This window comes from Pseudomonas cannabina (assembly GCF_900100365.1).
Taxonomy (GTDB): Bacteria; Pseudomonadota; Gammaproteobacteria; order Pseudomonadales; family Pseudomonadaceae; genus Aquipseudomonas; species Aquipseudomonas cannabina.
Genome location: NZ_FNKU01000001.1, coordinates 5,138,482 through 5,153,885, shown reverse-complemented (window position 1 = coordinate 5,153,885; position 15,404 = coordinate 5,138,482). Strand labels below are relative to the sequence as shown.

At 60.7% G+C, this 15,404-nt stretch carries 8 protein-coding genes; 2 read left to right on the top strand and 6 right to left on the bottom strand.

Annotated features, from left to right (window positions below):
* Positions 1-14: 14 nt before the first annotated feature.
* From BLT55_RS24215 to BLT55_RS24205, 3 genes are all read right to left on the bottom strand, one after another.
* Positions 15-911, bottom strand: coding sequence for a GNAT family N-acetyltransferase (locus tag BLT55_RS24215; protein ID WP_054999190.1), 897 nt, complete (start codon positions 909-911; stop codon positions 15-17).
* Positions 911-2,707, bottom strand: a complete 1,797-nt coding sequence (gene msbA / locus BLT55_RS24210; protein WP_054999166.1) for a lipid A export permease/ATP-binding protein MsbA — start codon at positions 2,705-2,707, stop codon at positions 911-913. The genes BLT55_RS24215 and msbA overlap by 1 nt, the downstream gene beginning before the upstream one ends.
* Before the next feature lie 213 nt (positions 2,708-2,920).
* Entirely contained in the window at positions 2,921-4,030 is a 1,110-nt protein-coding gene (locus BLT55_RS24205; protein WP_223862757.1) for a capsular polysaccharide export protein, LipB/KpsS family, read from the bottom strand.
* Between the two features lie 307 nt (positions 4,031-4,337).
* Here BLT55_RS24205 and BLT55_RS24200 point away from each other — a divergent pair, with 307 nt between their 5' ends.
* The gene (locus BLT55_RS24200; RefSeq protein ID WP_054999168.1) at positions 4,338-4,967 is read left to right on the top strand and encodes a BUD32 family EKC/KEOPS complex subunit; all 630 of its coding nucleotides are present in this window, start codon (positions 4,338-4,340) and stop codon (positions 4,965-4,967) included.
* A 17-nt stretch (positions 4,968-4,984) separates the two neighbouring features.
* Here BLT55_RS24200 and BLT55_RS24195 read toward each other — a convergent pair whose 3' ends face one another.
* Genes BLT55_RS24195 through BLT55_RS24185 form a run of 3 tightly spaced genes read right to left on the bottom strand, consistent with a single transcriptional unit; the run spans position 4,985 to position 8,952 of the window.
* The gene (locus tag BLT55_RS24195; RefSeq protein ID WP_054999169.1) at positions 4,985-6,286 is read right to left on the bottom strand and encodes a glycosyltransferase family protein; all 1,302 of its coding nucleotides are present in this window, start codon (positions 6,284-6,286) and stop codon (positions 4,985-4,987) included.
* Between the two features lie 13 nt (positions 6,287-6,299).
* Complete coding sequence (locus BLT55_RS24190) at positions 6,300-7,205, bottom strand: glycosyltransferase family 2 protein (protein WP_054999170.1); 906 nt, start codon at positions 7,203-7,205, stop codon at positions 6,300-6,302.
* A complete protein-coding gene (locus BLT55_RS24185) occupies positions 7,198-8,952 on the bottom strand; it encodes a carbamoyltransferase family protein (RefSeq protein ID WP_054999171.1) in 1,755 nt (584 codons plus the stop codon). Before BLT55_RS24185 ends, BLT55_RS24190 begins: the two co-directional genes overlap by 8 nt.
* Positions 8,953-9,253: 301 nt before the next feature.
* Here BLT55_RS24185 and BLT55_RS24180 point away from each other — a divergent pair, with 301 nt between their 5' ends.
* Positions 9,254-15,400: a membrane-targeted effector domain-containing toxin gene (locus tag BLT55_RS24180; RefSeq protein WP_054999172.1), complete on the top strand. Its 6,147-nt coding sequence runs from the start codon at positions 9,254-9,256 to the stop codon at positions 15,398-15,400.
* Positions 15,401-15,404 lie beyond the last annotated feature (4 nt).

Here is a 15,404-nt window from a genome sequence, read left to right as displayed (position 1 = left end):
CGGCGTGATCTCGCTCAAATCTGGTAGACCGGGACCCGGTGGCACCAGCGATCCTTGTATTCCCGGTCGGCGCGGCCGAACGAGTAGCGCAGCGGTTTGCCCATGGCACGCGCCTGCTCCCAGGCCGTCTGGGTATTGACGAAACTGAGTACGCTGCCCGGGCTGAATTCGCGGTTCTGCGGGTCGACCCCGCCGTTGACGTACTCCAGGCTGACCCACTTGGGGGCTTCTACCCGATAGAGAATCTGGATGGCAACAGGCTCGTCGTTCAGGTAGATTAGCGCGCCGGTCATGAACTCGCGCAGCAGGCTGAACACCTCGGCCAGATGCGCCTTGCCCGGCACCTCGAAGTTCCAGCGGCGCTGGAACAGGTCGGCATAGATCGTCGCCTGCTCGCTGGCACTCAGCTCAGACATGGCCCGGATGCTGCCGCCCGCCTCTTCCAGCAGGCGCTGCTCGCGGCGCTGGTTGTAACGAAACTTCTTGCTGTACGCCTCCGGCTCGCGGGCCATGGCCAGCCCTTCGGACTGCTCGCGCAGACCGGCAATACTGCCGACATTGAGTTCGGACACATACCGCACCTTGTGGCGCAGGCTGATTTTTGCCTCTTCGGCAACAGGCAGGATGATTTCGGCGTTACCCAGATCGAACAGGCCACGCTTGCCTTCTCGCTTGAGCACGTCTTTGGAGAGCGCCAGATAGCGCCCCCAGACAGGCATTGCCGCCGACAACCGGCCGTCGGCGAACCAGCCCAGGTATTGCACCGGAATCGCCGCCAGTTCCGACAGCCGCCCGACCACATCCGGGTGGGTGGCAAGGCTTCCGCCCAACCTGTGCCAGGCGTCGGCATAGGTGCCTGCATCAATCGGGGTCCAGCCTCGCTCACGCCAGGATCGCCAGTGACTCAGAATCAAACGTCGGACTCCGCCGCTGTCGCGACCTGCCCTGTTACCTCGATGAAGTCTTTCTCGTGCAAACGTGCATACAGGCCATTGAGGGCCAGCAATTCGTCGTGAGTGCCGCGCTCGACAATGCGCCCCTTGTCCATCAACAGAATCAGGTCGGCTTTCTCGATGGTCGACAGGCGATGCGCGATCACCAGCGTGGTGCGGCCTTTCATGACTTGATCAAGAGCCGCCTGGATATGGCGCTCGGACTCGGTATCCAGTGCCGACGTGGCTTCGTCGAGAATCAGCAGCGGTGCGTTCTTGAGCAGCGCACGGGCAATCGCCAGACGCTGACGCTGACCGCCGGAAAGCAGCACGCCGTTTTCGCCGACCAGCGTGTCGTAGCCCTGCGGCATCTGCTCGACGAACTCGGCGGCGTAGGCATCTTCGGACGCCTTGCGCACATCTTCTATCGGCGCACCGGCCAGATCGCCATAGGCGATGTTATTGGTCACCGTGTCGTTGAACAGCGTGACCTGCTGGGTCACCAGCGCAATGTGGCGGCGCAGATTGACCAGCTTGTAGTCTTCGACGTCGATGCCGTCGAGCAGTATCTGACCCTTGTCGTGGTGATAGAAGCGCGGGATCAGGTTCGCCAGGGTCGACTTGCCGCTGCCTGAGCGGCCGACCAGCGCGACCATCTGGCCCGACTCGGCGGTAAAGGAAATGTCGTCAAGCACCAGCTTCTCGGTGCCGGGATACTGGAAGCTCAGATTACGCACTTCAAGGCGCCCGCTGACGCGTTCACGGGTTTGCGTACCCGTGTCGATTTCCGGTGCTTCATCAAGCTGTTCGAAGATGCTTTCCGCACCCGCCAGGCCTTTCTGGATGGTGGCGCTGACTTCGGACAATTGACGGATAGGCTTGGGCAGCAGACCCGCAGCAGTGATGTAGGCAATCAGTTCGCCCGCCGATGCATCACCACGAAGGTACAGAACCAGATACATCAGCACCGCCATGCCGATGTAGATCACCAGTTGCAGGACCGGCGTGTAGATGGACTGGGTACGCGTCATGCCCAGACTGCGGTTCATGTTATCGGCGCTGGCCTTGTGAAAACGCTCGGTTTCGTAGGTCTCGCCGCCAAAGCTGCGCACCACGCGGTAGCCCTGAATGGTTTCCGAGGCAACGTGAGTCACGTCGCCCATCGCCACCTGAATCTTCTTGCTCTGCTTGCGAAATTTCTTGCTTGCGCTGCTGACCAGCACAGCAATGAACGGCAGAATCGCCAGCAATACCAGAGTCATTTTCCAGTTGCTGTACAGCAGATAGCAGAACAGGAAAACAACCGTAAGCCCCTCACGGATAACCACTTTGATCGCGTCGGTGGCAGCACCGGTGACCATCGTCACGTTGTAGGTGATGCGCGAGATCAGATGACCGGAGTTGTGGTTGTCGAAATAGCGGTTAGGCAGCGTCAGCAGGTTATCGAACAACGCGCAGCGCAGGTCATGAACCACACCGCGTGCGACCTTGGCGAGGTAGTAGTTGCCAAGGAACGAGCCGATGCCTTGATAAACGGCAATCAGCACAACCAGCAGCGGCACGCCGAACACCAGTGAAAAGCCGAGAAACTTGGTGTCATCGGGCTTTTGCAGGGCATCCAGAAAGTGCTTGAGCATATCGGCCAGCATCGGCTGGCTGGAGGCGAACAACACGAAACCCACGATACTGACCGCGAAAGCGCCCCAGTACGGGAGTACGTATTTCAGCAACCTCAGATAGATCTTCATGCTCGATTGCTGGTTGGAATTGGCCATTCGGCGCGCCTCGTGCGTATAAAACAGTGATTGTACCAGTGAACCCGTTACAAGACTGGCAGCGCACAAACGACGGCGCGCCACCGGTGGCCCTGCATTACGGGACAGCGGCACTTGCCGCCATCAGATTGCCGGGGAGCATACACTCGGGCACCTTGAACATGGCTTGAAGATAATGAGGAAAAAACACCCGAATCACTCCCGACACCGCGCTCAGCATCCGGACTTGCCCAGCAAGCGGTTGGCGACGCGGCGCAGTTGCGACCTGTCGGCCGTCTTCCAGTCGCCCTTGATGCAGTAGTGCTCGGACAGGTAGTGCAGAAAATTGCGCCGCAACCGCTCATCGAGCGACCAGTCCGGGAACGCGCGAGCATGCGCGACGGCCTGGTCAACATTTTCGGCGTGCCGCACCAGCCCGTCGATATTGTAAAAGGCTTTGCCCAGTGTCATTACCGGCTTGCCCAGCAGCAAGCTTTCCAGGCCTACCGTCGAATTCAGCGTGACGACGAACTGGCTGGCTTCGATCAATTGTTGCGTGGCGTTGCCGTTGGCAAACAGCACGTTTTTCGACGCGCGCTTGTGGAGATCAGGGTAGCTCTCGCGACTCGAGGGATGCTCTTTGAACACAACCGTCATGCCGGTTTCCGCCGCCAGACGCTCGCCGACGGCGAACATCTCGCGCATGTTGCCGACCCACGGCGAGAACAGGCGCACCTGCGTGTCTCGATCATCCTGAAACGGAATGAAGATGAACCGTTCGGGCAGCTTGATCGGTGCCGGACCGCGACTGCGCGGCTTGCGCGGAACCAGCACCGCAGCGGGCGCGCGCTCGACGACGGGATAAGGGTAATCGAGGTAGAAAGCGGGGTCGCGGGGCATGGAATTGAGGTAATTCACACCTTTCGGGTCTACGGTCGTCGTGTTGGGCAACAGACCGTTCTCGAAGAAGAAGGTCTTGCATTCCGGAGGGGCCAGCGCGATGAGCAAACGGCAGTAGCGATGAGCACCGTTCCATACGCCGACCGCATCCGGACGCTCGCGATCGAGCAAAGCCTGAATACGCAAGGCAGCCCAGGTCAGTTCAAGGCGCAGTAACCGGCGATACAGGTAGCCAGCGCTCTTGTTCTTGATCCGTCGCTCTTCACACTTCTCGTCGACCAGCGCGTCGAAGTCGATGCGGGACAGCGTGGCGGCCATACGCGATGCACGCGGCCACGACATATTGAGCGACGTGACCACGCGCCCACTCAGTTCGGTTTCGTTGAGCAAACGGTTGAAATAGAGACCCTGATGTCGGGCCATCGACAGGAACAGCATTGTCATCGTGGTGAGTCCGAAAAGGATGCAGCCACCCGCCGGGGTGCACGTGAATACACGTAACAGCCCTGTAGATCCGAGGGCCTTACACTGCGTTGCTTCGTGACCGGAAGAACAGGTTCAACATGAAAAACAGTGCGGCGCGGCTCGGTGAAAACAGTATGAAAATCTGACCAGCGGGGGACGGCCCGGTCGCAAAGCGGCGGTGCGCATCTAAAAAATTTGGCGCGATTGTAGCACAACGATTTTTTGCGGCGCCCGCACTGCGGTAACATGCCGCTCGCACACTCGTCAGCCCTGCACTGGAACCTTGATGCAAAAGCTCGACCATACTGCCTACCTCGACATGCGTGAAGGTGCCGAGGTGCTTGAATCCGACCGTAAGGGAGACAAGGTTCTGCGCCTGTCCGACGGCACGATGCTCAAGCTGTTCCGCCGCAAACGCCTGCTGAGCTCCGCCATCTGGGCTCCTTACGCCCAGCGCTTCGCCGACAACTGCCAGGCGCTGCGCGCGCGCGGCATCGACTGCCCGCAAGTCCGTCAGGTCTATCGCATTCCCGGTATCGAGCGCGACGCCGTCCATTACGACCCGCTCCCCGGTCACACTTTGCGACAATTACTGGCCGAGCCTCGGGATGATTTACGCGCAGCACTGGGCGAATTCATCGCCCTGCTGCACGAGAAAGGCATCTACTTTCGCTCCGCCCATCTGGGCAATGTAGTGCTGACCCCGAAAGGCACACTGGGCCTGATCGACATCGCTGACTTGCGTCTCTATTCAGGGCCGCTTCGCAAAGGTCTGCGACTGCGCAACTTCAGTCACATGCTGCGTTATCGCGCAGACCGTGAATGGTTGTTGCAGGATCGCCAGTTTCTGGAGCAGTACCTGAGCCATCAGCGTGCCTGCAATGAAGCGGACATGGCGCTGGCGCTGAAGGCGTGAACCTGCCGCGATAGCATTCAGCCTGCGGCGGGCAGTTCGCAGGTCTCGAAGTCACGTTCAGGATCATGACCGCGCAACAGATCGTCGATCAGCTGCGTGGTTTTGGCCAGGCCCTGCGAGCCATACACCAGGTGATAATTGGCAAAGCGCCGTGCCTGCTCGACGTGTTTGCAGTAATCCTGTTCAAGCGCCTGCAACTGCCGCGAAAGCTCTTCGCCGTCGCGCACCTGCGGGCCGAAAAACTGCGCGTGGGAAAAGATATCCACGTCGTTACCGGCATTGACGTGAATCACCGGACGCCCCGCCAGACCGGACTCGATGCCCGCATTGGACATGATGTTAATCACCACGCTGGCTTGCGCAAAAGCCTCGGCCAGCGTGCAGCCAGTGTCCAGCAACCCGACATTGTTCAGCCGCTCAGCCGCATCGCTCCAGAAGCGGGCGCGACTGCGCGGATGGCGTTTGAACAGCATGCGGTACTCGGGGTGCCGTTGCGCCCAGTCGCGTAGCAATTCGTAGGTGCGCAGGTAGCCCGGTTCCTTTTCCCGATCAGGCCCGACGCCCAGCACCAGCAGGGTTTTGATCGCGGGGTCAGCGACCGGCAAGTCGTAGGTTTCGTCAGCCAGATAAGAACCAAGCAGCACCACGGTCGACGTGCCGAAACGCAATGGTCGCTCCTGTAACGCCACCAGCGAGCTGTGCCCGAAAACGCCGTAATAGTCGTAATCGTTCATGCCCAGACGCCGCGACGATTCAAGCGTGGTCGCGTGCGCCAGGTGCAACAGCCGGGCATCGCGCGCGGCCAGCGCCAGACGCAGAAACGGGGTGTGATAACTGCCGTTGCGCTCGTTGATCAACACGCGCGGGGTATAGCGGGCCACCAGCCACTGCACGTGGGCGGCATAAGCCAGATAGCGCAAGGGCACGGCTTGCGCAGGGGCCAGCAGTTGACCTTTGGCGCAAGCGAGAGACGGTGACAGCAGCGCAGCCTCCTGCAGATGCCAGCCACGCGCGCGCACGGCATCGATCAGGATGTTCTTGCGCTGCAAGGCCATGGATTTAGGCGCTGAGTGCAACAACAGCGTGTCGCAGGGCAGTGTATCGGCCAGCACGCCGCTGCCGGAAAAACCGAGACAGATCCGCGCCCTTACACCGACCGCGAAATCCACCAGCGCGTCGCGCGCCATGCGCAGAAAACTGCCCGACAGACCGTGACGCTCGCGCAGCATCTTCCAGCGATAGCGATCCAGTTGACGAGCCCGATGCGCCCAACTGGCTTCAGCCGGACTCGCTTGTTGCGGGGCGGACGATTTGCTCAACGGACCACGCCCCTCACTTGAACAGCAACCGCGCGGCCTTGCGGGTATACGACCAGCGTGCGAGCGAGCGCCAGTCGGCACGCAGCGCTCTGATATAAAACAGCTTGGCATTGGCGTAATCACCCGCGCTGTAGCAGTCGCGGAACAGGGACAGGCAGCGCTGAGCAAGAAAAGGCTGACGCAGGTGTTGCAACTTGGCAGGCATGCGCTCAGGCGAGAAGGCCTCGTCGACCACTTTCAGCCCGGAAGCCAGACTCTGCTTGAGGTCGTGCCGCATGCTGTCGGCATGCTTGTGGATGATCGCCAGCGGCGCTTCCACGACGCTGCACGGGAAGCACGCCAGCACCTGGGCAAACACCGGAATGTCTTCGGCGTTGCGCAACTGCTCCGGGTACAGCCCCGGCTTGAACACCTCACGATGCATCGCGCAGGCCCCGTTGGACAGTGACACGGTCTTGTCCAGCAGATAGCCACGCACGCGCTGCTCCGCATCGACCGGCAGCGGTTTGGGAGTATGCAGGGAGCGGCGGCCATCGTCGAACGCCGACCAGTGCCCGCCAATAATCAGCCGACTGTCAGGGTGGCTGGCAATATGTTGCAGCAACGCCTGCAACGCATCCGGGGCCATTTCGTCATCGGCGTCCAGGAACACCAGAAACTGGCCCTGTGCCTCTTGTATGCCGCGATTGCGCACCGACGACAGTCCGCCATTGGGCTTGCGCAATACCTTGAAACGCCCCGGATTATCGGCCTGCAACTGCTCCAGCACCTGTGGCGTGGCGTCGGTCGAGCCGTCATCGATCACCCATAGCTCGGCATTGGTCTGATCCAGCTGTGCCAGCACCGAATTGACTGCGCGGGGCAAGGTGCTGGCGTAGTTGTACGCCGGAATGACGACGCTGATCAGCACCTCAGTCAAGGCTCAGCCCTTCCACACCCTCTTTGACGACGAGGATGTCTTCCATGATCAGGTACTCCAGGTCCGAGCCGAAGAACATATTCAAGGCATCGGTCGGCGAGCAGATCATCGGTTCGCCACGACGGTTCAGCGAGGTGTTCAGCGATACGCCGTTACCGGTCAGATCTTCCAGCGCTTTCATCATGTCGTAGTAACGCGGGTTGTACTCGCGCTTGAGCACCTGGGCACGCGAAGTGCCGTCTTCATGGACGACTTCCGGCACGCGGGTCTTCCATTCTTCGGCGACTTCGAAGGTGAAGGTCATGAACGGCGCAGGATGATCGATCTTGATCATCTGCGGCGCGACGGTGTCGAGCATCGACGGGCAGAAAGGCCTCCAGCGCTCGCGGAACTTGATCTGGTGGTTGATGCGGTCGGCCACCCCGGTCACGCTCGGGCAACCGATGATGGAACGACCGCCCAGCGCGCGCGGCCCGAACTCCATGCGCCCCTGGAACCAGGCAACCGGGTTGCCCTTGACCATGATTTCGGCGATGCGCTGCGGTGTGTTGTCGATCTGGCGCCAGACCGGTTTGCTCGGGTGACGCGCACAGGCCGCGATCACATCTTCGTTGCTGTACGCGGGGCCGAGGTAAACGTGTTCCATCTTCTCGACCGGCACACCACGGGCGTGCGACACATAAGCAGCAGCGCCCACCGCCGTGCCGGCATCACCGGACGCAGGCTGGACGAACAGTTCCTTCACCTCCGGGCGGGCGATGATGCGCTGGTTGAGCTTGACGTTCAGCGCACAACCACCGGCGAAGGCAATCTTGCCGGTTTCCTTGAGAATGTCGCCCAGGTAGTGATCCATCATCTGCAAGGCGAGTTTTTCGAACAGCGCCTGCATGCTGGCCGCGTAATGGATATAGGGCTCGTCGGCGACATCGCCGACACGCTTCGGGCCGAGCCATTCGATCAGCTTCGGCGAGAAGTAGAAGCCCTTGCCGTTCTCTTTATAGCGACGCAGGCCGATGACGTTGGCCAGTTCGGTATTGATGATCAGCTCGCCATTCTCGAAGGTCGCCAGACGCGAAAAATCGTACTTGCTGGCATCGCCATATGGCGCCATGCCCATGACCTTGAACTCGCCATCGAGCATTTCGAAACCGAGGAATTCGGTGATCGCGCCGTACAGGCCGCCCAGCGAGTCCGGATCGAAGAATTCCTTGATCTTGTGGATCTTGCCGTTTTCGCCGTAGCCGAAAAAGGTGGTCGCGTACTCGCCCTTGCCGTCGATGCCCATGATCGCGGTTTTCTCGGTGAAACCGGAGCAGTGGTAAGCGCTGGAAGCGTGGGCCAGGTGATGCTCGACCGGCTCGATCCTGATTTTTTTCGGATCGAAGCCCAGTTGCTCGAGGCACCAGACAATCTTGTTGCGGTAGCGCTTGTAACGGCGGTTGCCCATCAGCAGCGCGTCGAGTGCACGATCCGGCGCGTACCAGTAGCGCTTGGCATAGTGCCAGCGCGCCTTGCCGAACAGGCTGATCGGGGCGAACGGAATGGCGACCACATCGACGTCCGATGGCTTGATGCCTGCCTGCTCCAGACAGAACTTCGCCGACTCGTAGGGCATGCGGTTCTTTGCGTGCTTGTCGCGAACGAAGCGCTCTTCCTCGGCCGCTGCGATCAGCTTGCCGTCGATGTACAGCGCTGCGGAAGGATCATGGCTAAGGGAGCCGGACAGGCCAAGGATCGTCAATGCCACTAGGGTCTAGCCTCTTTGTCTGCACACAGGCGCATCGCGCCCGAGAAAAGGTGTGCCCCCGCACAGCGGGCTGAGGGCAGCTAAAGGGCGGGATTATAACGTAATGACCGAGGATTGGCTCGACGGCCTGAAATGTCCCGCAGGGCACTCGTCAAATGGCGTCGGAAACGTCTCTTTCACAGTGCTCGATAACTATCTACGACGTGTTGCCCGCTGCTTCTGATTAATTGAGGCCCATCAACTGCCAGCCCTTTGCCTGCAGTTCAAACCTCAGCGCCTGAAGGCGCAATGGAAAGTTTTCATGACACAAGCACTGCCCCCTGTTGTTCTCAACCCTGCTGTTCTCACCCCTATTGCGCTCACCCCGGTCCCCCTGACACCTGCCGATACCTGGCCCGCCGCATCGGCGGCCCTGGGCAGACTCGACGAGCTGCGCATCTTGCTGGCCAGCGAACTGCAAGCGCTGCCCATTCCCGGCGAAGGTTTGCTGACGGCCATCAACGCAGCTGACCTGCATCAACGAGAGCAGGAGATTGCCAGCCTGCTGCAACAGATCGATGATTACTGGAGCGCATCCGGTGAAACCGGCGAGCGCCGTCGCGACCGGCTGGTGCCTGCCTTGCAGCGCGCCCACCGTGATGAAGCGAGCGTCAGGGTTCACGAACGAGACCTGGAAAGTGGCTACCTCGCCTGCCTGCCTGCGGCGTCCGACGAGTCGCAAGAGCAGCCGCTCAGCTATCACTCGCTGACGATACAACTGCATGATGACGAGCAACTGGAGCTGGCCGGCGCGCTGGCAATATCGCAAGGGCAGGAGCGCACGGTGCTGTTCCTGCCAGGGCTCGGCATCATGGGTTTCGCCAGCCAGGCCCTGATGAGGCACACGCTGGCACGCTGGCTCAACACGCCGACGCTGCAAGGCGGGCTTTTAAACACGGTCGAACGGCAGCAGCAGGAAGGCCTGAACGAGATCACTCAGGACGCCGACCTGTATCTGGAGCCTTTCGCTGCTGCCGACGTGCAGTTACAGCGCCTGACTACTGACCCGTTCGGGCATGCGCTGGATCGCCTGCTGAACAAGCAGCGCAAAGACATTCGCTACGCCTGCGAGCGAGCTGACATCACAGACCTGCAGCAGCGTCAGTCCTTGATTCAGCAAGCCATCAACCTTCAAGGCCTGCTGGGCCCCGCCGCCCTGCTCGAGCTGCGAGAGCTCGCCAACCGGCAGCGTCAGTACCTGCGAAACCTGCCGGACTGGATGAAGATCGCCAGCGAGGCCGACCTCAAGACCTACGCCGGGTACCTGCGCCGCTATGACGATGCACATGCAGCCATGCTCAGCGTGATGGGCAGCGCGGCGTCACCTGAACAATTTGCCGAAGCGCACCTGCGCAGGCGCCTGGCGGACGATCTGGGCCACGATATTGACCCGCACGCCCTGGCCTTCGACACGCTTCGCACGCTGCCTTTGACCCACGAAACTTACCGCGTAAGCCGCTCGCTGGTTCAACTGGCGCTCTACGGCCTGCACCCCAATGACGAGATCGCCGGTTCGGACTTCCTCGAGCACACCGTCATCCGCCTGAATGACGCGCCGCTGCCTGAGACGTACTCGACGATCACACCGGCGTATCTGGCGAGCCTGATCATCGAGCTGGAGCTGCGCGCGACCTTTGGCGAGTTTCAGCGAACGACCTATCAGCTGGAACACAACCAACCGCTGCTGCGCATGCTGGCGCGCACTCGACTGAGTACGCAGGCCTGGGCGGCAAAGATGCAGGGGCATATTCGTCCCGAGGACTTCGTCATCGTTGCAGCGTCGACCCAGGACGCACTAGACCCGGCACTGCATGTGCAACAGGTGCGCCTGAACGGGCGTAACGTGATGGCCCGACTGCTGGTGTTTCGCAAGCAGGACGCGCAAGGCCGGACAGAACGACTGATCATGGCCGCGCTAGACGCTCCGGGCCAGCCGTTCAAAGCGTTCGACAGTGAAACCCAACTGCTCCATGAAGTGGTTGGCTGGACGGCCTCGCCCACGATGACTGCCTGGCTGCTCGATCAGGTGCACGTCGCTGACCGCCCTGAACTGGCACAACAGCTGGAAGCCCTCAAGCAGAAACCGCAACCCGCAAATGATTTCCTGCAGTTCGTCGATCACCCGGACAGCGACGCGGCCCTGCGCAGCTTTACCGACGAACAGACTCAAGTGATGCTTTCCGAGCAGGCCAGCCATACCCCGGACTGGTATCTGCGCGCCAGTGTTGAGCAGCGCCGTGAGTTGCTGGCCCTTGAGGAAACCATTGACGGCGCCCTCGGCAACTACCAGGCACTGCCTCACGCTCGAGTTCAGCCATTCATGGACTACGTTCATCAGCGCGCCAGCGAACAAATCGCAAGGCTGCTGAATGTCCCGGCTGGCGCGGTGAACCCGGACCTGGTGGTAATCACCAGCGAGCGCGAAACCCTGACGTACACCGACATGCTGCTCAACGGCTACAACGACAGCATCGATCCATTTCGCAGCTCCGCCGACACACAGGCCACCTTCAGCGGCCCGCAAGGCGTCGACCTCAGCGCGCTGTCGCCTGCGGCGGTGGCGGGCTCGGTACGCGGCCAATGGCTGGCGGACGGCTACATTGCACTGGTCAGGAATACCCTGCTGAACACTGAACATGCCGGTTATGCCGAGCGTCGTCAGGCCAGCGTGCTGATCACTCGATTGCAGATGAAGGCCGCCGCACTGCGCAGTGTTCTGAAAGGCCACATCGAGGCAACACAATACACCTGGCTGAAACAATCGCTGGACGCTGCGCACCTGAACGATCCGGTCTCTCGCGAGCAGTATCCGCTCTATCCGCTGCAGATCCATATCGACAAACCGCTGATCGCCTCCGGGCTGAGCGACATCGATCAACTGGTCATCCCGACCGCGCAGCTCACCCACATTGAAACCGTGCAGGGATGCCTGGTGGTCCTGCCGACGCAGATTCGCCACGCGGCATTGCTCTATACGCCGCAGGCACCCGACGGCATCGAGTTCCGTCTGTTCGGCGACTTTGTGCGCTCACTGAGCACCGACGGCATGATCGATTACTACAAGGATCGCTGCCGCATCAAGGCGCGCCGGACTCTGTCGTTTTTCCTGCGCGACATGCAGCAAGGCAATGCCAACAAGCCGCCCGTGATTCCCAAGGCGTTCATTTCCGACATTGCCGACACCTGTTACAACCGCCCTCTCGAGCGCAGATTGCGTGACGTGGAAGAGACCACCACCGGCCGCAACGACATGTTATCCCGACTGATCTGGACCAGTGTCGAGATCATCGCCACGGCGCTGACCCTGCCTTTTCCTCTGGCCAGCTTTGCGGTCGGCAGCCTGCTGACGTTGCACGACAGCGGCCGGGCACTTGCTGCCTTGACTGAAGGCGAACATGGCAGCGCTGCGGCTTACATCGTGTCGGCACTGTTCAACGGACTGGGCACAGGCGGTGATCTGCTGACCGGGCTGAAAGGCTTTGGCGGGGTGCTGTATAACCTTGAACAAGGCCGTGAATCAGCGCCGTTGCTGCGCTCGTTTCAGCGCCAGTCTTCCCTGCCGCGTTACGAATACCTGTACCCGGCAGAACTGCAAGAGCAGGTATTTCTGCTCGGCAAACCCAACGCCAACGGACATGCTGCGGTGTTCCACGCCCCCACTGTCTCGTCTGCCCCTCCAAGGGCAGCCGGTCAGTTTGCCGTGCGACGCGCCGACGGTGCCTGGCAGCCGCTGCTGTCCTTGCCTGAAGCCGGGCCCCGAGCGCCATCAGGCCTGCGCACCGAGCTGGCGGTCGACCTGTCGCTACACGACGTACCGCGCATCACTGCCGGCCATGCAAGAGGCGTGTGCGTGGTCAACGGCAGACATTATGTCGAGCTGTCCGGCAGCACGTTTCAGGTGCAGTACAACACACAGCTGCGCGGCTGGCAGATCATCGATCCGCAGAACCCGTTCGCCTTTTTCGGCAATCAGCCGATTCGCCTCGATCAACAGGGACAATGGCAGCTTGTCGAACGTCAGCGCCTGCGTGGCGGCGGCATCGGCGACTCGAACTACGCCACCCTGCCTGATGAATCACCGGGTTCCAGCACCGGCTCGATACCGAGCGATTACGAAATGCCGCACGCCATGCAGGCGGGCCTCAATGTGGTGCTGAGCAACAAGCCTTACGACCCGACCGGGATCGGCATGGAAGCCTATTTCGAAAGCTATTTCGCCGAGCTGCGGCAGAGCTTCGTGGCCCGTAGGGAAAAACTCTATCAGGACGCACGGACGTTTCTCGCCGAATTTACTGCGTCACCCAGGCCGCAATTACCTCCACTGCCGCAACCCGTGGCTGTCGACAACCTGATCGAGCACGTCTTTGCGCACGGCAACGGCCTGGTCTTCAGTGAGGCGCCAAAATCGGTCGCCAGCAAACGATTGCTGCTCCTCAATATGCCGCTGCTGGCCGAGCAACGCGTCGAGGTTCTTTACATTGAACACCTGCTGACCGACAAGCATCTGACAAAACTGGCCAGGTATCGTCATCTGGGCAAAAAAAGTCGCTCCGGCTCTCACGAAATCAAACATTACCTGCACGATCTCAACCGCGGCGCACTGAACAATGCGAGCACGGATTACGATTACTACCATGTGATCAAGGCCGCCCATCGCCATGGCATCGAAGTGCGGCCCTTCAGCTCGTCGATCAGCTATCCGTTCGACGGCCATCCTGTGGCGGGCGCAATCAACGACTCTGCCGCTGCGCAAAAAATGAGTAATTTCTTCGGCCATACGCTCATCAACAGCGACATCGCATCAGCCCCGTCGCGGCGCTGGGTCGCCCTGCTCAATCAGAAACTGGCCACTGCAACCGATGAGGTTCCCGGCATTGCCGACCTGCAGGGCGTGGTCAGCGTGCACGTCCAGGACATCCCTGCCGGTCGCCCGACGCGGATTACCCAAGGTAGCAGCGGATTACCCGGTCAGCGCATGCCGGCCCGCAGTGACTTCACCATCGCGTTTTCCGATCCGACGCTGATTGTGCCCACCGCCCCGCTGCCGTCGCCCACACATCTGGACGACGTGTTGCGGCGAGAACTGAAAGGCTCATCCGCCAGCCCGGATGGCGAGCGCTGGGCAGGTCAGTACGGTTTCGTCCAGGAAGAAACAGGCGCCTGGGCGCGTGTCGCGCCCGAAGACTGGAGCGTCGAGAATCCAGTGACCGCGATCCAGCAATCGCTGGCCGACGCGGCCTATGAAATGCCACTGGAGACCCGGACGAACCTGCACAGGCTGGCGAACTTCGAAAAGAAAGGGCTCGATATGAATTATCTTTTCGACGACCCTGAACTGGACGCCGTGCGTCAAACCTTCGCCTCGCGCCGCACGAAGCTGCAAACCGACGCCGCCGCAATCAGCGCCGCTCAACGGCCGCCGCGCCCAACCTTGCCTGCCGTCAAACCTCAGACGAGTCTGCCTGAGCTGTTTGAAACGCTTTATAGCCACACCAACGGCATCGTGGTCGGCGAGTCGCACTTTTCCGTCGCCAGCAAGAAAATGATCATCGATAACCTGCCGCTGCTGGCGCAGCAAAACGTGAAAACGCTGTACATGGAGCACTTGCTGACCGACCTGCATCAGGCAGATCTGGACCGTTTCTTCGAAACCGGCCAGATGAGCAAAAACCTGCTTCACGACCTGAAGGTGCTTGACCGTGGGCATCGCACCGACCCGGACAAGGTCTACACTTTCGAGCAACTGGTTATCAAGGCGCGACAGAAGGGTATTGAAGTCAGGGCCATCGACTGCGCAGCCAGTTACCACCTCGATGACATCGCCAGCGAAGATTCCCTCACCCGCCAGCAAATGATGAATTATTTTGCGTCGCGCACGATGCGCAAGCATCAGGAGGTCATGGGCTCGCACAAATGGATCGCGCTGGTTGGCAACAGTCATTCCAATGTCTATCAGGGCGTCGTGCCGGGCATTGCCGAGCTGGAGGGCGGCATCGGTCTGCGGGTCATCGATGTGGCACCGGGGCACTCGAGGGGTATCACGCTGGATCCGGGAGAGCTTGTTTCGGGCGACATCGGGACCTTCCAGGTCCATATCAAAGGCGATTACCGGGTCGAAATGGAGGTGTTGCGCGTAAGAGTCGCCATTCGGCCGCCTCAACCGCTTACCCTCGAGCAACGGCTGGCCAGACCGGGAATGTTTCTCGTGGAGCAGGGCAAAGACAATCTGCAAACCATTGTCCATCGCGCTCGCGACACCTGGATTCACCGTACCCCGGTGCTGGTCAATGCCGAGGGCAAACTGTATCTGGAGCGCGTAAGGTGGCCACGCATCCATCTCATCCCGTTCGATGACATGGACGCGTTGGTGAAAGCGCTGGAGCAGATGAATCTGACCCGGATCGGCTGACGCG